The organism is Enterococcus sp. (assembly GCF_032555305.1).
Taxonomy (GTDB): Bacteria; Bacillota; Bacilli; order Lactobacillales; family Enterococcaceae; genus Enterococcus_A.
Map to the genome: position 1 here is coordinate 126,745 of NZ_JAWGOQ010000002.1, position 19,098 is coordinate 145,842.

Annotated in this window: 19 protein-coding genes; 17 read left to right on the forward strand and 2 right to left on the reverse strand. The window is 40.4% G+C overall.

Translation table 11 applies throughout. From position 1 onward, the window contains the following. The first annotated feature begins 412 nt into the window (after positions 1 to 412). The 9 genes from glpO (at position 413) to E6139_RS02290 (ending at position 9,760) form a co-directional block, all read left to right on the forward strand. The gene (gene glpO / locus E6139_RS02250; RefSeq protein ID WP_316401419.1) at positions 413 to 2,224 is read left to right on the forward strand and encodes a type 1 glycerol-3-phosphate oxidase; all 1,812 of its coding nucleotides are present in this window, start codon (positions 413 to 415) and stop codon (positions 2,222 to 2,224) included. A 19-nt stretch (positions 2,225 to 2,243) separates the two neighbouring features. Further along, positions 2,244 to 3,752 (forward strand): glycerol kinase GlpK, encoded by a 1,509-nt coding sequence (gene glpK / locus E6139_RS02255; RefSeq protein WP_316401420.1) that lies wholly within the window; start codon positions 2,244 to 2,246, stop codon positions 3,750 to 3,752. 96 nt (positions 3,753 to 3,848) lie between these two features. Then, on the forward strand, positions 3,849 to 4,571 hold the full coding sequence (locus E6139_RS02260; RefSeq protein WP_316401421.1) for an MIP/aquaporin family protein: 723 nt from the start codon (positions 3,849 to 3,851) through the stop codon (positions 4,569 to 4,571). 58 nt (positions 4,572 to 4,629) lie between these two features. Further along, positions 4,630 to 5,160 carry a GNAT family N-acetyltransferase gene (locus E6139_RS02265; protein WP_316401422.1) on the forward strand — a complete coding sequence of 177 codons (531 nt, stop codon included), beginning with the start codon at positions 4,630 to 4,632 and terminating at the stop codon, positions 5,158 to 5,160. Positions 5,161 to 5,205: 45 nt separating this feature from the next. Beyond that, positions 5,206 to 6,189, forward strand: a complete 984-nt coding sequence (gene dhaK, locus E6139_RS02270; RefSeq protein ID WP_316401423.1) for a dihydroxyacetone kinase subunit DhaK — start codon at positions 5,206 to 5,208, stop codon at positions 6,187 to 6,189. 80 nt (positions 6,190 to 6,269) lie between these two features. Beyond that, complete coding sequence (gene dhaL, locus E6139_RS02275; protein ID WP_316401424.1) at positions 6,270 to 6,848, forward strand: dihydroxyacetone kinase subunit DhaL; 579 nt, start codon at positions 6,270 to 6,272, stop codon at positions 6,846 to 6,848. Continuing rightward, a complete protein-coding gene (dhaM, locus tag E6139_RS02280) occupies positions 6,841 to 7,209 on the forward strand; it encodes a dihydroxyacetone kinase phosphoryl donor subunit DhaM (protein WP_316401425.1) in 369 nt (122 codons plus the stop codon). The genes dhaL and dhaM overlap by 8 nt, the downstream gene beginning before the upstream one ends. 160 nt (positions 7,210 to 7,369) lie before the next feature. After that, positions 7,370 to 8,542 carry a M20 family metallopeptidase gene (locus E6139_RS02285; protein ID WP_316401426.1) on the forward strand — a complete coding sequence of 391 codons (1,173 nt, stop codon included), beginning with the start codon at positions 7,370 to 7,372 and terminating at the stop codon, positions 8,540 to 8,542. Between the two features lie 3 nt (positions 8,543 to 8,545). Next, complete coding sequence (locus E6139_RS02290; protein WP_316401427.1) at positions 8,546 to 9,760, forward strand: MFS transporter; 1,215 nt, start codon at positions 8,546 to 8,548, stop codon at positions 9,758 to 9,760. Between the two features lie 58 nt (positions 9,761 to 9,818). On the opposite strand, the gene E6139_RS02295 is transcribed toward E6139_RS02290, so the two are convergent. Both E6139_RS02295 and E6139_RS02300 read right to left on the reverse strand, forming a co-directional pair. After that, a complete protein-coding gene (locus E6139_RS02295; protein ID WP_316401428.1) occupies positions 9,819 to 10,511 on the reverse strand; it encodes a DUF2461 domain-containing protein in 693 nt (230 codons plus the stop codon). Next, on the reverse strand, positions 10,501 to 11,355 hold the full coding sequence (locus E6139_RS02300; protein WP_316401429.1) for an RNA polymerase sigma factor: 855 nt from the start codon (positions 11,353 to 11,355) through the stop codon (positions 10,501 to 10,503). Before E6139_RS02300 ends, E6139_RS02295 begins: the two co-directional genes overlap by 11 nt. Positions 11,356 to 11,526: 171 nt before the next feature. Between E6139_RS02300 and E6139_RS02305 the strand changes: the two genes are divergently transcribed. The 8 genes from E6139_RS02305 (at position 11,527) to E6139_RS02340 (ending at position 19,088) form a co-directional block, all read left to right on the forward strand. Next, positions 11,527 to 11,901, forward strand: coding sequence for a GntR family transcriptional regulator (locus E6139_RS02305; protein WP_316401430.1), 375 nt, complete (start codon positions 11,527 to 11,529; stop codon positions 11,899 to 11,901). Beyond that, positions 11,901 to 12,746 (forward strand): ABC transporter ATP-binding protein, encoded by an 846-nt coding sequence (locus E6139_RS02310; protein ID WP_316401431.1) that lies wholly within the window; start codon positions 11,901 to 11,903, stop codon positions 12,744 to 12,746. Before E6139_RS02305 ends, E6139_RS02310 begins: the two co-directional genes overlap by 1 nt. 1 nt (position 12,747) lies before the next feature. After that, positions 12,748 to 13,404 carry an ABC-2 transporter permease gene (locus E6139_RS02315; RefSeq protein ID WP_316401432.1) on the forward strand — a complete coding sequence of 219 codons (657 nt, stop codon included), beginning with the start codon at positions 12,748 to 12,750 and terminating at the stop codon, positions 13,402 to 13,404. 295 nt (positions 13,405 to 13,699) lie between these two features. After that, positions 13,700 to 16,471: a sigma 54-interacting transcriptional regulator gene (locus E6139_RS02320; RefSeq protein WP_316401433.1), complete on the forward strand. Its 2,772-nt coding sequence runs from the start codon at positions 13,700 to 13,702 to the stop codon at positions 16,469 to 16,471. 79 nt (positions 16,472 to 16,550) lie between these two features. Continuing rightward, positions 16,551 to 16,970 (forward strand): PTS mannose transporter subunit IIA, encoded by a 420-nt coding sequence (locus E6139_RS02325; RefSeq protein ID WP_316401434.1) that lies wholly within the window; start codon positions 16,551 to 16,553, stop codon positions 16,968 to 16,970. Positions 16,971 to 16,996: 26 nt separating this feature from the next. Further along, positions 16,997 to 17,467, forward strand: a complete 471-nt coding sequence (locus E6139_RS02330; RefSeq protein WP_316401435.1) for a PTS sugar transporter subunit IIB — start codon at positions 16,997 to 16,999, stop codon at positions 17,465 to 17,467. A 21-nt stretch (positions 17,468 to 17,488) separates the two neighbouring features. Next, positions 17,489 to 18,277, forward strand: coding sequence for a PTS sugar transporter subunit IIC (locus E6139_RS02335; RefSeq protein ID WP_316401436.1), 789 nt, complete (start codon positions 17,489 to 17,491; stop codon positions 18,275 to 18,277). Beyond that, a complete protein-coding gene (locus E6139_RS02340; RefSeq protein WP_410470505.1) occupies positions 18,264 to 19,088 on the forward strand; it encodes a PTS system mannose/fructose/sorbose family transporter subunit IID in 825 nt (274 codons plus the stop codon). The genes E6139_RS02335 and E6139_RS02340 overlap by 14 nt, the downstream gene beginning before the upstream one ends. Positions 19,089 to 19,098: the final 10 nt, after the last annotated feature.

Sequence of the window (19,098 nt, forward strand, 5' to 3'; positions counted from 1 at the left end):
GCTGAATAGTTATGAAAAAAAACAATGTAAGCAAAATATGACAGTCATTTGGACTAATTGAGCAATAATTTACAATCCAAATTTTTTGAAAGCGTTTTTCGTTATGATACACTGATTTTATAAGTTCTATTAATACTATTCTTCGATCAAAAAAGGAGATGTTAACTTCAAGAGGCATTTGAATAAAACTACCTATTGAGTAAGACGGTATTTTTCTATTTAGAGAAATAATTCATTATTAAGAGCGAGGTTGCCAGTCCAGTTCTTCGCAGGAAAATTATGAAGCATAGGATCGGATGAATGATTTATTTAGACAAGGATCATTTCGTTTATCTGGATGGTAGGCGTTGCGACAATCAGACTATTTTTTTACTTAGAAAAACAATTCATTATTAAGAGCGAGGTGTTTAGTATGTTTTCTTTTCGAGAACGATCGAAAATGATTCGAAAATTAGGGGAGCAACCCTTTGACTTAGTGATCATTGGTGGTGGAATCACTGGGGCTGGTGTAGCCTTGCAGGCTGCAGCATCTGGATTATCGGTCGCTTTGCTGGAAATGCAGGATTTTTCTGAAGGGACATCCTCAAGATCAACGAAGCTAGTCCACGGTGGACTCCGCTATCTTAAAACCTTTGATGTTGAAGTAGTAGCCGATACGGTCAGTGAGCGTGCGATTATTCAGGGCATTGCGCCACATATTCCGAAGGCGGATCCAATGATTTTACCGATCTTCGATGAGCCAGGATCAACCTTCAATATGTTTTCAGTAAAAGTCGCGATGGATCTTTATGATCACTTAGCTGGTATCACAGGCGGCAAGTATGCGAACTATATGTTGAGCAAAGAAGAAATTTTGGAGCGTGAACCTCAGTTAGAGGCAGATGGGCTGCTAGGCGGCGGTGTGTATTTGGACTATCGCAATAACGATGCCCGTTTGGTAATCGAAAATATCAAACGAGCGGTTGATGACGGCGCAATTGCTGTCAGTCGAATGAAGGTAGAAGAAATTATTCATGATGAGCAAGGAAAAGTTTCAGGTGTTAAAGCTACAGATATACTGAATGATGTAACAGTATCTATAGACAGCAGACTGGTAATAAATACAGCAGGTCCTTGGTCAGATTTCGTTAATAAGCTCGACAAAAAAATCGATCATAAACCACATATGCGTCCAACCAAAGGAGTCCACTTAGTCGTTGACGGGGAAAAATTAAAAGTCCCGCAACCAACTTATTTTGATACCGGCGAAAATGACGGTCGCATGATTTTTGTTATTCCAAGAGAGAGCAAAACCTATTTTGGAACGACGGATACAGATTACCAAGGCGACTTCAATCATCCAACAGTGGAACAAGCTGATGTTGATTATTTACTAAAAATCGTGAATCGCAGATATCCTGATGCGAATCTGTCGATCAATGATATAGAAGCTGCTTGGGCAGGTCTGAGACCATTGATTAGTGAAGCAGGCGGCGATTATAATGGTACAAAGAAGGAAAAAATAAGCGACGAAAACTTCGAAAAAATTATCAATGCCGCCAAAGATTATGATGCTGGCAAGCAATCTCGGCCGGAGGTAGAAAAAACTATCACAGATGCGGCGAAGGAAGAACCAAAAGACAATCCTTCAGCCGTTTCCCGCGGCAGTGATTTGACGATTGCTGAAGACGGCCTCTTAATTTTATCTGGTGGGAAGCTGACAGACTATCGTTTGATGGCAACAGGTGCAATGAAGGAAATCATTGGTTTGCTGCCTAATGGTAAGTATAAACTTATCGATTCAGAAAAATATCCAGTTTCTGGTGGCGAGATTAATCCAGCAAGTGTTGATGAAGAATTGAAAGCCCTTGCGAAAAAAGGTGAGAATCTAGGCTTGAGTCCTGATGATGCCAAATTTATTGCTGATCTGTTTGGCTCGAATGCGGAAAAAGTATTTGCGTTGAAGGATCAAGGCACGTTTGAAGGCTTGTCATTGGCTGAATCAATGTCATTACGCTACGCAATGGAAGCGGAGATGACGTTAACCCCGGTGGACTATTTATTACGCCGGACCAATTATATGCTGTTTATCAGCCATCGCTTAATGGAGATCAAAGACGCTGTCGTTGATGCCATGGCCGGCTATTTTGGTTGGGATACGAATACAAAAAATGCTTACCAATTAGAACTAGATAAACAGATTAGTGAAACCCAATTAACGGATTTAAAAAAGCACCAAATATAATATAAAAAGGAGTGGGAACATGGAGTCTTATATCATGTCAATCGATCAAGGAACAACGTCAAGCAGGGCAATCGTTTTCGACAAAGCCGGCAAGGAAGTAAGTTCTTCACAGAAAGAATTTACACAGCATTTTCCAAAACCGGGCTGGGTAGAACATGATGCAAATGAGATCTGGAACTCGGTTCAATCAGTTATCGCAGGGTCATTAATTGAAGGCAACTTGAAACCAGAACAAATCGAAGGAATCGGAATTACGAACCAACGTGAAACAACAGTCATTTGGGACAAAGAAACAGGACAGCCAATTTATAATGCGATCGTCTGGCAATCGAAACAAACAAGTGGCATCGCTGATGATTTAAAAGAGGCAGGTCATTCAGAAATGATCCAGAAAAAAACTGGACTATTGATTGATTCCTATTTCTCAGCAACAAAAGTGAAATGGATTTTAGATCATGTTGAGGGCTCACGTGAACGCGCAAGAAATGGAGAATTACTATTTGGTACGATCGACACTTGGCTCGTTTGGAAATTAACGGGTGGAGAAGTACATGTTTCTGACTATACAAACGCCAGTCGGACAATGATGTATAACATTTATGATCTTCAATGGGATCAAGAAATTTTGGATCTATTGGATATTCCGAAAGAAATTCTGCCAGAGGTAAAATCTAACTCAGAAGTTTATGGTTATACAGCTGACTATCATTTCTATGGAAATAAGGTTCCCATCGCTGGTATGGCGGGTGACCAACAGGCTGCATTAGTAGGACAATTAGCCTTTGACAAAGGAATGGTTAAGAACACTTATGGAACTGGGGCCTTCATCGTTATGAATACCGGGGAAGAACCTATCCTTTCCGAAAATGGATTATTGACCACGATTGGTTACGGCATTGGCGGAAAAGTGACTTATGCCCTAGAAGGTAGTGTGTTTGTTGCTGGTTCTGCGATTCAATGGTTGCGTGACGGATTGAGAATGTTCCAAAAAGCTCCGCAATCTGAGGACTACGCGAAACGAGTAGACAGCAGTGAAAATGTGTATGTAGTTCCGGCCTTCACTGGACTTGGTGCACCTTACTGGGATCAACAAGCACGGGGGGCAATCTTCGGATTAACTCGTGGAACGACGAAAGAGCATTTCATTCGTGCAACCCTTGAATCGTTAGCTTATCAAACAGCGGATGTTGTTAAAACGATGAATAAGGATTCAGGCACCGACATTAAGTTATTACGTGTTGATGGCGGAGCATCGAAAAATGATCTATTGCTGCAATTCCAAGCAGATATCCTACAAACACCAGTAGAGCGCGCGCCATATCTTGAAACAACCGCTCTGGGCGTGGCATACCTTGCAGGTTTAGCTGTTGGTTATTGGAAAAACGTCGATGAAATTAAGGAGTTTGGTGCTGAAGGTGAACGCTACGAACCTGCAATGGATAAAGATGTAACAGACGATCTTTACGCTGGCTGGCAAGAAGCAGTACAAGCAACGATGCAATATAAACATCAACCTAAAGAAAAATAAGTGAATAAGTCAGCTGCACAGCGCAACTAAATTTTTATGAGAGAAAAAATTTACTGTGCGGCTGATATAGTAACAAAAATTAAAGGGGATGAGTTTATGGACACGAGTATGTCAACGCAGGTAATTGGTGAAATTATTGGAACGATGGTCTTAGTATTATTGGGTGATGGTGTCGTAGCTGGTGTGAGCTTGCGAAAAACGAAGGCGGAAGGAGCTGGCTGGATAGCGATTACCCTAGGTTGGGGCGCTGCGGTTACAATCGGTGCTTATGCGGCAGGCTATATGTCATTTGCACATTTGAATCCTGCAGTAACGATCGGCATGGGGATCGCCGGAAAAATTGGCTGGGATATGGTCGTCCCTTATATTATCGGACAAATGATCGGTGCAATTATCGGTGCGGTTCTAGTATACATTCATTATTATCCGCATTGGAAAGAAACCAAAGATCAGGCGACGATCTTAGGGGTATTCTCAACAGGACCTGCGATCCGCAGCCTGGGTGCCAATCTAATCAGTGAAATCATTGGAACCTTCATGTTGGTGTTTGCTTTATTAGCCTTTGGCATGAGCAAATTCGGTGATGGCTTAAATCCAATCGCTGTCGGTATTTTGATTTTAGTTATTGGACTATCACTTGGTGGAACCACAGGTTATGCCATCAACCCTGCTCGAGACCTTGGTCCGAGGATCGCACATGCGTTTCTGCCGATCCCAAATAAAGGCGGATCAGATTGGGGCTATTCTTGGGTGCCAGTCGTTGGTCCAATCATCGGTGCTATTTTAGCGGCATTGTTATTTATGGCTTTACCAATGTAAATCTTTTGGGGTGATAGAATCTTTCTATTACCCTAATGTGCTTAGTATAGGAAGAAATTTGGAGAAAGGGACGAAGAAGATAAAAACCGAACGACTAATAATTAGAAAATTTGTGCCGAATGATTGGCCAGATCTGTTGGAGTATCTTTCAGATGCCCGTGTTGTAAAATATGAACCTTATGAGCCGATCAATCAGCAGCAAAGCAAGGAAATCGCTCTAAGCCATAGTGAATCCGACGAATTTTGGGCAGTATGTCTTAAAGATAAAGTGATAGGCAACATCTATCTTGAGGAAGTAGTAGAAGATAGCTGGGAAATAGGTTTTGTCTTTCATTATGACTATCAGCATCAAGGCTATGCCTACGAGGCAGCTTCAATGATGCTCGATCAAGTTTTCGCACAAGGAGCACACCGGATATTTGCAGAATGCCATCCGGACAACCAATCTTCTTGGAGATTATTAGAAAAGTTAGGTTTCACTAAAGAAGCTCATTTAAGAAAAAATATTTTTTTCAATAAAGCAGAAGATGGTACACCCCTTTGGCAGGATACACTTGTTTATGGATTATTAACAGAAGATCGAGCGTAAAATTATAAAGGATGTATTACCTTAACCTATAAGGAGGAAGAGCAAGTGAAAAAAATTATCAATGATCCAAAGAATGTTGTAGAAGAAATGGTCGGAGGGTTAGTTGGTGCCTATCCTGATTACGTGAAACAAGTACCTGAAACATTAGTGGTTGCTCGCAGCGATGATTTTGATACTGTAGCCCTAGTCAGCGGCGGCGGCAGTGGACACGAACCTTCACATGCCGGCTTTGTCGGAGATGGTATGCTTAGCGCAGCTGTTTGCGGACAAGTCTTCACTTCACCAACACCAGACCAAATTCATGAAGCAATCAAAGCAACAGACAAGGGCAAGGGAACGTTGATGATTGTTAAGAACTACTCAGGAGACGTCATGAATTTTGACATGGCAAAGGACTTAGCGGAAATGGATGATATCGAAGTTGATTCTGTTTTAGTTGATGACGATATAGCGGTGGAGGACAGCACCTATACACAAGGACGTCGCGGCGTTGCTGGAACTGTTTTGGTTCATAAAATCTTAGGCGCAATGGCTCGCGAAGGAAAATCTGTTTCAGAGTTAGCCAGTTATGGGAAAGATTTAGTCAAAGATATCAAAACAGTTGGTATCGCTCTTTCTGGTGCAACAGTTCCTGAAGTTGGCAAACCAGGCTTTGTGTTAGCAGATGATGAGATGGAATTTGGTGTCGGAATTCATGGCGAACCTGGCTATCGCCGTGAAGCAATTAAGCCGTCTTATGAAATTGCCAAAGAAATCATCGGCAAGTTAAAGGCAGAGTTCAATTGGCAAGCAGGAGATAAATATGGCTTATTTGTAAATGGCATGGGAGCGACTCCGTTGATGGAGTTATTCATTATGTTCAATGATGCGAAGAATATCCTTTCAGAAGATGGCATCGAACTTACCTTCAACAAAGTCGGCAACTACATGACTTCGCTTGAAATGGCCGGCGCCTCAATTACAATGATCAAATTAGATGACGAACGTTTACGCTTATTAAATGAACCTGTGCATACAATCGCTTGGTAATCTTAAGCTTACTAACGGGTTCGAGCTGGTAAATTTCAATAATCGCAAGCTGAACAAAAGAGTATTCAAGGAGGTCCATTATGTTTACACCAGATAATTTGCGAAAAACCTTAGAGTTATTCAATGAAAAGATTCAAATCAAGAAAGACTATTTAAGCGAGCTGGATACGCCGATCGGAGATGGTGACCATGGAAATAATATGGCCCGAGGCATGGATGCGGTGATGGCAGCAGATTTGGATGGAGAACTTCCAGATATCTTCAAAGCGACAGCGATGGCGCTGATCAGCAAAGTTGGTGGAGCATCAGGTCCTCTCTATGGGACAGCTATGATGGAAATGATGAAAGCCAGCAAAGATTCCGCTGAACCAGAAATCTTGCTGAAGGCAGCAATCGCCGGTATCATGAAACGCGGTAACTCGACGGTTGGCGAAAAAACAATGTTAGATTTATGGGTGCCAGCAGTAGATAATTTAAATAACGGTACGTTAAATCCGGCAACATTGGAAATACTCGTTGAACAAACGAAAAATATCAAAGCAACAAAAGGCCGTGCTTCCTATGTTGGTGATCGTTCAATCGGTCATATCGATCCTGGTGCGATGTCATCGGCCTATCTTTTTGAATCAATGATCGAGGCAGGTGTCTTCAGTGAGTAGAGGTGTTGTGTTAGTTTCTCATACAAAAGAAATACCAGAAGGCTTGAAACGCTTGATCAGTGAAGTCGCCAAAGATGTTCCGGTTACTACTGCTGGAGGCTTAGAAGATGGCGGTATTGGTACATCAATGGATCGAATCTCACAAGCGATCGAGGAAAACTCAGCCGATGAATTGTTAGCCTTTTATGATCTTGGCAGCGCGAAAATGAATCTGGAAATGGCTATTGAAATGACAGATAAGAAGGTCACTTTATTCGATACTGCGATGGTCGAAAGTGCCTATACTGCCTGTGCCTTACTGGCGGCGGACGTTGGAGAAGAGGATATTGAAAAACAACTAGCGGCATTAAAAGTAAAATAAGCGAAGAAATTTTTGAGAAGTCAGCGAAAACTGGCTTCTCTTTTTTATTTAAAATAATAACAAAATGAAATTTTTTCTTTTTTCTTTTTTTGAGATAAAAAAGAAAAAAATCCATCCTCCTTTAGTTGTGCTATGCTTTTTTTCAAAGGGAGGAATCAAGATGGAAATGATTAAAGAAACATCATTGCAAACAGAATTGGTAGATATTAGGCGACACCTGCACCAAAACCCAGAAGTTGGAATGGAACTGCCAGCAACGAAGGAATACGTCTGGCAAAAATTGGTTGAGTACGGATACGAACCGCAAGACTGTGGCAAGATGGGCATTACCTGCACGGTTGGCCAAGGAGAAAAGGTCTTTTTATTGCGCGGTGATATGGATGCGCTTCCGCTTTCTGAAGATACCGATCTGGACTTTCGTTCAGAAAACGGGGCAATGCACGCCTGCGGCCATGACATGCACACGACAATGCTTTTAGGTGCTGCGAAAATCTTGAAAGAACGTGAAGCCGAACTGACAGGGATAGTGAAATTCCTTTTCCAACCAGGAGAAGAAATTTTACAAGGAGCAAAGGACTGTATAGATGCTGGAATCCTAGAGAATCCTAAGGTCGATGCGGGAGCGATGATCCATGTTTTTCCTTTCAAGGGTTTGCCGTTGAAGCATGTTTTTGTCGCACCAGCTGGAACATTTATGGCTAGTGCTGATTGGTATGAGATTATAGTTGAGGGTGTGGGTAGTCATGGCTCGATGCCGGAAGTTTCGATCGACCCAATCAATGTTGCGACAAAGATTTACGATGCATTGCAAACGCTCTCTGCCCGCGAGATCAGCTCAGCGGAACGCTTTGTCTTAACGATCGGTGAGTTTGTCGGTGGGACACCGGGCTCTTCGAATGTCATTCCCAATTCAGCGTATATGAAAGGAACACTTCGGACGTTGAAAGAAGAGGTCCGCCAGCAAATCAAAAAACGGATGGTAGAAATTTCAGAATCTATCGGTCAAGCCTTTGGAGCGAACGTAACGATTGATTTTACCAACGGCTGCTGCAGCAATGAAATCGATGAAACTGTAACAGATACTCTCAAAGGAGGATTAGAAAAGGCCTTTCCTACAAATGTTCTTCAGGAAGCACCTTTAGCAGTGCCAATGATGGGGAGTGAAGATTTCGGTGAAATCAGTCATCGAATTCCAACAACCACTATGCTAATAACTGCTGCCGATACAGAATTGATGCTGCACAATCCGAAAATCGTTTTAGACGAATCTGTTTTAGAATTTGGCGCAAATGTCTATGTTGAAGCCGCACTATCCTATTTAGAAAGCGTCTAGCCTATGAGGAAGAGCAAGATTAATCGTTCACTAATCCTGATATTTCTGGGATATACCTGTGTTTATTTAGATAAGAATATCATTAGCTTATCAGTCATTCCGATTGCACAAGACCTGGGTATTAATGCAGGACAAAAGGGGCTGATTTTAAGTGCCTTCTTTCTTGGCTATACGCTATTTCAAATTCCGTTCGGTTTTTTAGGCAATCGTCTAGGCAGTCGTAAAATTATGACGTTTGCGATTCTGCTGATCGGTGTATTGATGATTTGTTTAGGCTTCGGCTTTTCACTTATGTATTTATTGCTGATTCGGTTTGCGGCAGGATCTTTTGCCCATGCAGGGTATCCTTCAGCAGTTAGCGCATTTGTGACAAAAGAAGTGGAGCCGGCAAAACGTGGCTCAGTCCAATCATCCATGATTGCTTCTTCGGGATTTGCTGGAATTGTTGGGCCATTGTTAGTGGCGCCTTTACTGACATTGGCAGGATGGAAAATGACGTATTTTATTTATGGTGGAATCGTGTTGTTGATTGGTTTTCTAATGATTCGAGGAATTCCAAAAACAAGCGGACAGCCAATCGTTTCGGCCAATCAAGCGAACATTTCCTTCTTTGAAGTAATCAAGGATCGAAATGTTTGGATCATGGTTTTAGCGGCATTTTTCATCAACGCAGCCGTTTACGGTATGACTGGCTGGATTGCCTCTTATTTAGTGGATGAATTCAGCTTGACGATGAATAAGATGGCCATGATGAGTGCTTTGATTGGATTTGTTATGATGATTAGTGCAATGTTCACTGGTTCAATGATGGGACGTTACTTTAAGGATAGAGAGAAACAAGTTATCTTTTTTGCATCTGCACTGGGTGGGATCGTAGCCTTTTTATTATCAAAGAGTCATTCATTAGTTTTAAGCATGCTCTTCTTAGCGGTCGCGGTCGCAGCAGCAAGTATTGGCTTCGCTACTTTGATGAGTCTGCCAGTCAAAATTTTTGCTGAACGAGAAGTGTCGACCAAGTATTCGATTATTAATGCGATTGGTGTTTCTGGCGGCTTCTTCGCGCCGATGATTATAGGTTGGCTGGTAAATACCAGCGGATCATACGGAGGGGCCTTTATTTTTATCGCTCTAGTTTTTGTATTAGCAGGGATTGTTTCACTGATTATTCAAACAAAAGAAAGCAAACAAGTAGTTGGAGAATTAGAACAACAAAAATAAATAAATCTTCTGTGAAATAGAGGCAGCCAACCGCATAAAAGGGTTGGCTGTTTTTAGTTTATTTTCTTTCAGGAAATTTGAACTCTTTTAAGGCAGTATTCAAGAATTGATTGAAGTCTTTCATCAATATAAATTTATTTACAGCTTGCGCAACAAAATCATCCGACTCTAATATCTCCTGATCAGTCAACGAGTACTCCAAATACATGCTCTTAAATTTTAAATAATCGGCGATAGGTGAATCCGCATATTGTTCATATCCACGAGGCATTCGCTTTAGTTGTGTTCCTAATACCGAAAAGTGTTTTTTGAATGCCGGTTTCTGGATGATCGCCAGAAATTCTGACTCGTGTTTGATCAAAGCCTGACGAATAAGATCAGTCGCATCAGAAAACATATCGGCGAATAGTCCGCCTCCTAAAAAGGACTGGTCATTGGGCTTCAAGAAGATAAAGTAGCCTGTTGGAATCGGTAATTTTCCCTTTGGTCCAATGTGCGCGCGAAACACAGGATTGTAGGGAGATTTATCATGACTGAAACGCGTATCCCGATTAAGCTTGAATGTTAGATTTTTTGCAGGAAGAATCGGGCTGTCTTGGTCTTTTTCATGGAGTGCATGGGAAAAGTCATCTACCAACTGATTAAACTCTTGAACAACTGCCATTCGTTCTTCTTTCGTTTGATGAAACCATTCTTGATTATTGTTTTTCTCTAACGCTAATAAGTATTCAAAAATCTGATTATAAGCCATAGATGGAATCCTCCTTAATTAGTTCAGAAAGTTGCTTAGATTTTAGTAAGTCTTGCATAAAAATTTTTGCATCAAACGCTGACTGATAATGGGAAAGTGTATCAAACAGAAGAGTTTGATCATCTATAAACTCCATATTGTTTTTTTGGTGATAAATTTCTGTCAAGTTCAGTTCTCTCAAAGATGAATATTCCAAACTTGAGGGATTTAGCCGATGCTGCTTGATTGCGAAGGGTACACGTCTTCGACAATCACATTTACCGCCTGAATGGCCACAATAAATCGACAAAAATTTTCCCATTCTTTTTCGAGTACGGGACAGTTTTTGGCGAAAAGAATCCGGCGTCATTTGCAGAAGATCACTAGCTAACTTGCTATTCATTTTGAACATAGTGCCTAATATAAATACACAACGATCTTGCGGACTCAAGCATTGTAACATGATGTTCGTACACGATAGCTTTAATTCCTCAGCCAATTCTTCCTCTTCAAAGTCAGTGAATGCCATATCACTTTCTGGAACTGGCTGTTCCAAATCCTTCTGCATCAGGTCAAACGTTAATTGTTCGCGAAACGATCGCTTTTTTTGATCATTAATTAAATGATTGACACCGATTCGATATACCCATGTACTAAAACGACTTTGCTGGTTGAAAGTGGAGAAGTTCGTGACAGCTTTTAATAGAATTTCCTGGGTGGCATCCTCTGCGTCAAAAACATTCCCCAACATTCGCAACGATAAGTTAAAAATACTGTCTTTTACATCATTAAGTAATTCCGATAAAGAATCCGTATCGCCAATCAACGCTGACTGAACAAGTAATGCTTCTCGATCAATTTTCATTTCATTTTGCCTCCTTTACTTATTAGACAAACAAAGATGATAAGTGTGACACTAAATTTGCTTTTTATTTATTATTTTGACAGAAAGTATGTGAACTTACTAGAAGAAAAAGCGGCTATTGACAAACTGATATACACTGTTATACACTGTTTACGAAGAGGTGAATGGATCATGAAAATTATTGTTCAGCACACATCGATGACACCAATCTATGAACAGCTGGTTGACCAAATCAAAAGCGCAATCATTCAAGGAGAGCTACAGGAAAATGATCCATTGCCTTCCGTACGCTCCTTGGCAAAGGAACTGAGAATCAGCGCGTTAACGGTAAAAAAGGCTTATGATGCATTGGATCAAGAAGGAATGATTACAACCGTTCACGGAAAGGGAAGTTTCGTTTGCGGGGTGAATCCTTCATTGAAGCGGGAGGAACAGCTTAAAGTGATCCAAGACGAACTTGAAGGGATTGTCACTAAAGCACACTTGGTGGGTGTAAGCGACAAAGAGTTGATGGAACTGTTGGAGCTAATACTGGAGGGGTTATAATGCTTAAACTAAAAAATGTAAAAAAGCAGTATAAAGATTTTGAGTTGGATTGTTCCTTGACACTTGAGAGTGGTCAGATCGTCGGGCTTGTGGGTCGCAATGGGGCAGGAAAAAGTACGGCCTTTAAAATCGCTCTTGGTTTGATTAGTAGAGATGACGGAACGACTGAGCTTTTCGGCAAACCGATCGATAAAATCACAGATAAGGATCGACAACGTATTGGAGCGTCATTAGGTGATGCCGGTTTTTACGAAGCACTTTCTATAAAAGAAATCGTATCAATATTGCGAAACTTCTATCCAAAATTTGAGCAAGACTATTTTATAGAGAAATGCAAAGAGTTTCAGCTTCCCTTGAATAAGCCGTTAAAAGATTTTTCCACTGGGATGAGCGCGCGTCTAAATTTATTGATTGCGATCAGCCACAATGCAGACCTTTTGATTTTGGATGAACCAACGGCCGGACTAGATGTTATCGCCCGAGGTGAAATTTTGAATCTTTTACAAGAATATCTTGAGAAAGATGAATCTCGCAGTATTTTGATCAGTTCTCATATTTCCACAGATTTAGAGCAGCTTTGCGATTCCTTGTACTTTATTGATCAAGGTAAGATCATTTTAAGTGAAGATACGGATGTATTGTTAGACGAATACGGAATCCTAAAATTAACAGATGACCAATATTCTAAACTGGATAAAGAACATATTACAAAGACATTGCCCGCTAGTTTCGGTTATCAATGCTTAACGAAGCAGCGCCAATTTTATCGTGAAAATTATCCTGAGGTGGCAGTTGAAAAAGCGAATATTGATGAAATTGTCTATATGATGATGGGAGGGAATTAGAATGAAAGGATTATATGTGAAAGATCTCCATTTACTAGCAAAGCAAAAATTATTCTTTATGGCTACAATCTTTTTGACGGTGATGAATGCTTATAATCTCCAAACATTGGTGTTGGTTCCATTGTTTATGATATTTTTTGTACTGTCGATCATTTTTACCACTATTACACTTGATGAAATGAATCATGGCTTTACTTTTTTATTCACGATGCCCATCTCACGAAAAAAATATGTCATTGAAAAATATTCCTTGAGTTACATCGCTACGATCGCAGCGATTTCACTTTCGGTTTTGGTCCTTATAATTATGAATACAATGCAGGGGAGAACCATTGATCTGAAAAATCTCTTGCTCGTTTTAGCAAGTGTTTTCATCGCTGGCTCCTTTTATATCAGTTTAATTCTGCCATTTTACTTTAAGTTTGGTGAAGGCAAAAGTCGAATGATCATTATGGTTGTAATGGCAATCATTTTCTTCTTCGTATTCTTGGGGAAAGGTTTGTTTGAGCGACTAGGAATTGATATCGTGGCACTTTTACATCGGATTTCTGAGATTCCGCTAGGGCTCCTTTTCACTGTTAGTACGATTGCAGCAATCATCGCTGGCGGGATATCTTTCGTTTTTTCATTTGGATTTATAGAAAAGAAAGAGCTTTAAAACTTTGATCAATCATCTTAACAGATGGTTGATTTTTTTGTTCTACAAAGCCTTAACCTCTGATAATAAATGACTCAACACTCTTTTCAACAGTTCCCTGATTTTGTTAAAGTGTTGAAAATCTCTATTACATTTCACAAAGAAGCGCAGATATCTACAGCGCTTTTGATTGGCACGGGGATTGCTTAATAGATTAAAGATAACACCTTTTTTTCGAAAATATTTTTTTGAGATTGAAAAACAATAATTGACTTTAGATCATTATTTTCTATTATAAAAAGAAGGAGGGAAGTATATGAAAGAAGATCTGTTAAATTATTTAAAGAATCAAACGGCTTTTCTCAATTTAGATGATTTGAGTGACCTCTTTACTGCGTCAAAATTAGCGCAGATCTTTAAAGTAAAACGAAATACAGTCAGTCAATATTTGAATCAATTAACTGAAAATGGTGAGCTGGTAAAAATAAATTCACGTCCGGTCTATTATTTTCACAAAAGCGCTTTTGAAAAACAATTCTTTGCTTTGAGTACAAATAATTATGAAAGCGTTCAAACGATTCTATCTGAACAGCCAATGTTTGGTAAAGAGCAGGATTTTTTTTCACTTTTAATCGGCCACGATAAAAGCTTGAATCGTGTGATCGAACAAATCAAAGCAGCGCTAAATTATCCTGATGGCGGCTTACCTGTATTGATCAACGGCGAAAGCGGTACCGGGAAAAGCTATTTAGTTAAGCTGATTCATCATTATTGTATTCAAAATGAATTGATAACAGAGGATGCTCCATTTATTACACTGAACTGTGCGCAATATGCCAATAACCCCGAGCTGCTGACGAGTAATCTTTTCGGCAGTGTGAAAGGTGCTTATACCGGAGCGGAATCAGATCGTAAAGGGGTTTTTGAGGCGGCTGATGGCGGTATTCTTTTTTTAGATGAAGTTCATCGTTTGAATGCTGAAGGACAGGAAAAATTATTTACTTATTTAGATCAAGGTGAAATTTATCGCGTGGGAGATACGAATCATCCTATTAAGGTTCAGACAAGATTATTTTTTGCAACAACAGAGGAGCTTACCAGCAATTTTCTAAATACCTTCATTCGGCGAATTCCGATCCAAGTAACGATTCCTTCATTACAGCAAAGAGCGAGGAATGAACGCTTGGAACTGATCTACTCCTTCTTAATCAGTGAGCAGATGAAGATCAAGCGGGATTTAAGAGTCAGCGGGCAAACCCTTGAATTATTAGCAAATGGGAGTTTTAAAGGAAATATCGGCGAATTAAAAAATATTGTCAAAGTAATGGTAGCCAAGGCTTTTTCAGAAGCTATTCACGATCCACAGATCAAACTTACGATCCATCATCTTCCTGAAGCATTGCTTTCTATGAATCCTCAGAATATGCAAACTTCGCTGCCGGAAGAAGTATTGATCCATAGCGATTCGAGATTAGATCGTTTGATGTTGTCGAATACACAAAGTCAAAAACGTGTAGAGGATACATTTGCCAAAATGATTCTGGCTTATCAGGAATGCCAAAGTCGGTTAAGTGATTGTCACTCGAAGTTGAAAGAAATCGTGGATCAGCTGTTTGATTATTTGCTGTTTGAAACGGATCGTCAGCAAAAACATGAGATGCTGCTATATTTGACCCAATATATTCGTGAAACCTTCCGCCAAATGGAAAATGCCTACCAGATCAAATTTAACGGCAATAGTGTGTATGCTATCGGCTATTATTTATTTCAACGAGGTTCTAGTCGCTGGCTGCCAGAAGACAATCAAATCATGGAACTCATTCGTCAGCTAGAAACACAAATATCAGAGGCTTATCCAGCCAGTTATCATTATGTGCAAAGAATCCTTGAATTGTGCAAGCCTAAAATCGATATAGAAATATCAGCTATGGACCGGATTGTATTAACTTTATATTTGAAAAAAGCTGATTGGACGAAGGAACAAGGAATAGCGAAGGCTGTCATCGTAGCTCATGGTTATGCAACAGCCAGCAGTATTGCCAATGTGGCAAACCGTTTTTTGGCAAACGATATTTTTGAATCCTTTGATATGCCTTTAGACGTGACGCCGCAGCAAATTGCAGAGGAAATTTTGGATTACAGTGAAAATAATGATATTTCCAACGGCTTAGTTATTTTGGTAGATATGGGCAGTCTCAAAGAAATTTATCAATACTTCCCTAAGCAGATCAATGTACCGATCGTCATTATGAACAATGTGACGACACCGTTGGCTATTGCCGTTGGTGAAAATATTAAGCATCAGAAAAGCTTAAACGAGATCGCAAGTATGGCTGCCACTGATGCGAGCTTTGATTGGGAAATAATTTACCCTGAAGAGAACCGCACCAAAGCATTGTTGACCACCTGTCAAACTGGGATCGGAACAGCCACTCAAATTTGTCACTTGTTAGAAAAAAGCCTTCCTGGGTCCTGTGAACTAAAGATTCTGCCATATGAATACCGAGTGTTGGAAGAAAAGAAACTAGATGAGACAGTATTCTCGATCTATGATGTCTTAGGGATTATCGGCACCGATGATCCTCAAATCGAGGCCATTCCATATCTTTCTTTGGAGGAACTAATTTCAGGCGATGAACAGCAAGTTCTGAGTGAATGGCTCGATCAAGTCATGACTGAAGAGGCAAATCAGATTTTTAATACGAATGTGATCCGAAACTTCTCTTTGGAAAAAGTGATTGATTCCGTCACGATTCTTGATACTGACAAAGTTATGAGTGAGATTGATCTATTCATGCGTGACCTGGAGTTAGCCGGGAGGATCCAGCTTTCTAATGCGAAAAAACTAGCGCTCTATGTCCATGTCAGCTGCTTGATCGAGCGTTTAATCCGAAATGTTCCGATTGAAACCTATGATGGTTATTCTGATTTGTATCAGTGTCAAAAAGAACCGCTTGAAACGATCAAAAAAGCGTTTAGTGTCATTGAGCGAGATTATAGTGTCACAATCCCGGATTCTGAAATTGCCTACATCTTTGATATTGTTTATCGAAACGCGGATACTTCGATGAAAGATGAAGAATTTTAACAAAGCAGGCGGTGCGCCACTAAAGTTGGCACACCGCTTGCTTTTATTAAAGTGTAGAAGAGATTGAGAGGTGAAATGATTGGAAAGAAAACTAGTTCTAGCATCACATGGAAAATTAGCATCAGGAATAAAATCATCACTGGAATTGATCTGTGGCGAAAATACTGAGATTGAAACGCTGGACTGTTATTTATCTGAAGAATTTGATTTGGAAAAAGCAGTAAATGAACTAATGATTCGTCATCGCGATCATGAATTAGTGGTGGTGACAGATTTACTTGGCGGCAGTGTAAATAATGAATTTTTAGCTCATATCCAAAGAGAAAATTTTTATTTGGTCGCTGGAATGAACCTGCCTTTTTTAATTGAGCTGACGATGCAGCTTCAACTAGCAGAATCACTATCAATGTTGATAGAGACATCATTGACAGCAGCGAAGCAAACGATTCAGTTTTGTAATCAATTAATCAGTAATGAGGTAGCAGAAGAAGAGTTTTAATCTTTTAAGAAAATGGAGGGATAAAAATGATTTTATTAACTAGAGTAGACCATCGCTTGCTTCACGGACAAGTCGCCTTTTCTTGGACACAAAGTTTAGGAGCAGATTGTATTTTAATTGCAAACGATGATGTACCGACAAACGAGATTCGTAAAACGACAATTAAATTGGCAAAACCGCAAGGCGTGAAACTGGTCATCAAAAATATTGAGGATTCAATTAAAGCATTAGAAAGCGGTGTGACCGATAAGTACAAACTATTTATCGTGGTGGAATCAATTGCCGATGCGAAAAAATTAGCGCAGGCATACCCTGAAATCAAAAAAATTAATTTAGGTGGAATCAAAGCTAAAGAAGGCACTCGCAGCATTGGCAAAGCGGTTAATGTTTTACCGGAAGAAGAAGTACTGTTGAAGGAATTAGTCGCTAATCAAATCGAAGTGGAGATTCGTCAAGTGCCGACAGATAAGAAAGTTGCTGTTACTGAAGTCCTTTAAAAAAAGAAAGGTTGAAGAAATATGCTTGTTCAAGCACTTTTACTTGGGTTAGTCGCATTCATTGCTCAGTCTGAATACGCGTTAGGGACCTCCTTGTTGTCACGTCCGATTGTGACAGGGCTGTTTACTGGGATTGTACTGGGAGATATAAAAGCCGGAATTATCATGGGGGCAACGCTAGAATTAGCATTTATTGGTTCCTTCTCGGTTGGAGCGGCGATTCCCCCGGATGTTGTAACTGGAGGTGTTCTAGGAACTGCTTTTGCAATTACTGCTGGAGCAGGAACGGAGACGGCGTTGCTATTAGGGTTGCCGATCGCGACACTGACTTTGATTTTAAAAAATATTTATCTGGGTATCCTGATTCCGATTATGAATCAGAAAGCTGATAAATATGCGGAAGATGGCAATTATAAGGGCGTTGAGCGGATGCACTTAACTGCTGGATTTGGTCTATCACTGATGTTGGGCTTAGTCGTAATGATCTCATTCATGGTTGGGAGTAAAACGGTCGGTAACTTATTGGCTATGATTCCAGAGTTTATCCAGCACGGATTATCTGTAGCGACTGGCTTGATTCCGGCATTAGGATTCGCCATGCTTGCTCGTTTATTGATCAACAAACAAGTTGCTCCATACTTCTTCTTAGGCTTTGCACTAGCTGCTTATTTAGAAATCCCGGTTACTGGGATTGCAATATTTGGTGCGATCGTAGCTGTCGTTGTAGTCAATATTATGAATATCAGAGGTGGACAGAACAACAGCGCGCAAACATCAACAGGGGAGGTAGTAGACGATGATGACTTCTAATGAAGAGAATGAATTGAAAATCACAAAAAAAGACTTGAATAAGGTCTTCTGGCGCTCTTTCCAGATGGAATTCTCATGGAACTATGAACGGCAAATGAACTTGGCATACTGCTACGCGATGATTCCGATTCTGAAGAAACTGTACCGGACAAAGGAATCCATGGCTGGAGCGCTAAAACGGCATCTAGAATTCTTTAATACTACGCCTCATATAGTAACGTTGATTTTAGGAATCAATGCGGCGATGGAAGAAGAGAATGCCAATGATCCAAGCTTTGATGTTTCCACGATCGATAATATCAAAACATCCTTGATGGGGCCGCTGGCCGGAATAGGTGACTCATTCTTCTGGGGAACCTTACGTTTGATTGCTACAGGTGTCGGAACTTCACTGGCTTTACAGGGAAATATCTTGGGGCCGATTCTATTCGCGGTGATCTTTAATGTGCCGCATTTATTGTTCCGCTACTTCGGAACCTCTTGGGGCTATAAACTGGGTACCGGCTTCTTGAAGAAAATTCAGGAAAACGGCATGATGGGCAGTCTGACATTAGGTGCTTCAATCATTGGTTTGATGGTAGTCGGCGGCATGACAGCTTCCATGATCGATATCAATATTCCATTGAAAATTGGTACTGGCGAAAATGCTGTGACTGTTCAAAGTATTTTTGACGACATCGTTCCTAGAATTCTGTCACTCGGAGCCTTTGGAGCAGTTTTCTATCTGCTAAAAAAAGAAGTCAAAGCGTTGACAATTTTGTTAGGCTTAGCAATCTTCGGCATTCTAGGCTCATGGATCGGTTTCTTTTAAGAATGGAGGA

Coding starts and splice junctions, on each gene's coding strand:
- glpO (WP_316401419.1), top strand. CDS start 413: ATGTTTTCTTTTCGAGAACGATCGAAAATGATTCGAAAATTAGGGGAG.
- glpK (WP_316401420.1), top strand. CDS start 2,244: ATGGAGTCTTATATCATGTCAATCGATCAAGGAACAACGTCAAGCAGG.
- E6139_RS02260 (WP_316401421.1), top strand. CDS start 3,849: ATGGACACGAGTATGTCAACGCAGGTAATTGGTGAAATTATTGGAACG.
- dhaL (WP_316401424.1), top strand. CDS start 6,270: ATGTTTACACCAGATAATTTGCGAAAAACCTTAGAGTTATTCAATGAA.
- E6139_RS02285 (WP_316401426.1), top strand. CDS start 7,370: ATGGAAATGATTAAAGAAACATCATTGCAAACAGAATTGGTAGATATT.
- E6139_RS02290 (WP_316401427.1), top strand. CDS start 8,546: ATGAGGAAGAGCAAGATTAATCGTTCACTAATCCTGATATTTCTGGGA.
- E6139_RS02295 (WP_316401428.1), bottom strand. CDS start 10,511: ATGGCTTATAATCAGATTTTTGAATACTTATTAGCGTTAGAGAAAAAC.
- E6139_RS02300 (WP_316401429.1), bottom strand. CDS start 11,355: ATGAAAATTGATCGAGAAGCATTACTTGTTCAGTCAGCGTTGATTGGC.
- E6139_RS02305 (WP_316401430.1), top strand. CDS start 11,527: ATGAAAATTATTGTTCAGCACACATCGATGACACCAATCTATGAACAG.
- E6139_RS02310 (WP_316401431.1), top strand. CDS start 11,901: ATGCTTAAACTAAAAAATGTAAAAAAGCAGTATAAAGATTTTGAGTTG.
- E6139_RS02315 (WP_316401432.1), top strand. CDS start 12,748: ATGAAAGGATTATATGTGAAAGATCTCCATTTACTAGCAAAGCAAAAA.
- E6139_RS02320 (WP_316401433.1), top strand. CDS start 13,700: ATGAAAGAAGATCTGTTAAATTATTTAAAGAATCAAACGGCTTTTCTC.
- E6139_RS02330 (WP_316401435.1), top strand. CDS start 16,997: ATGATTTTATTAACTAGAGTAGACCATCGCTTGCTTCACGGACAAGTC.
- E6139_RS02335 (WP_316401436.1), top strand. CDS start 17,489: ATGCTTGTTCAAGCACTTTTACTTGGGTTAGTCGCATTCATTGCTCAG.
- E6139_RS02340 (WP_410470505.1), top strand. CDS start 18,264: ATGATGACTTCTAATGAAGAGAATGAATTGAAAATCACAAAAAAAGAC.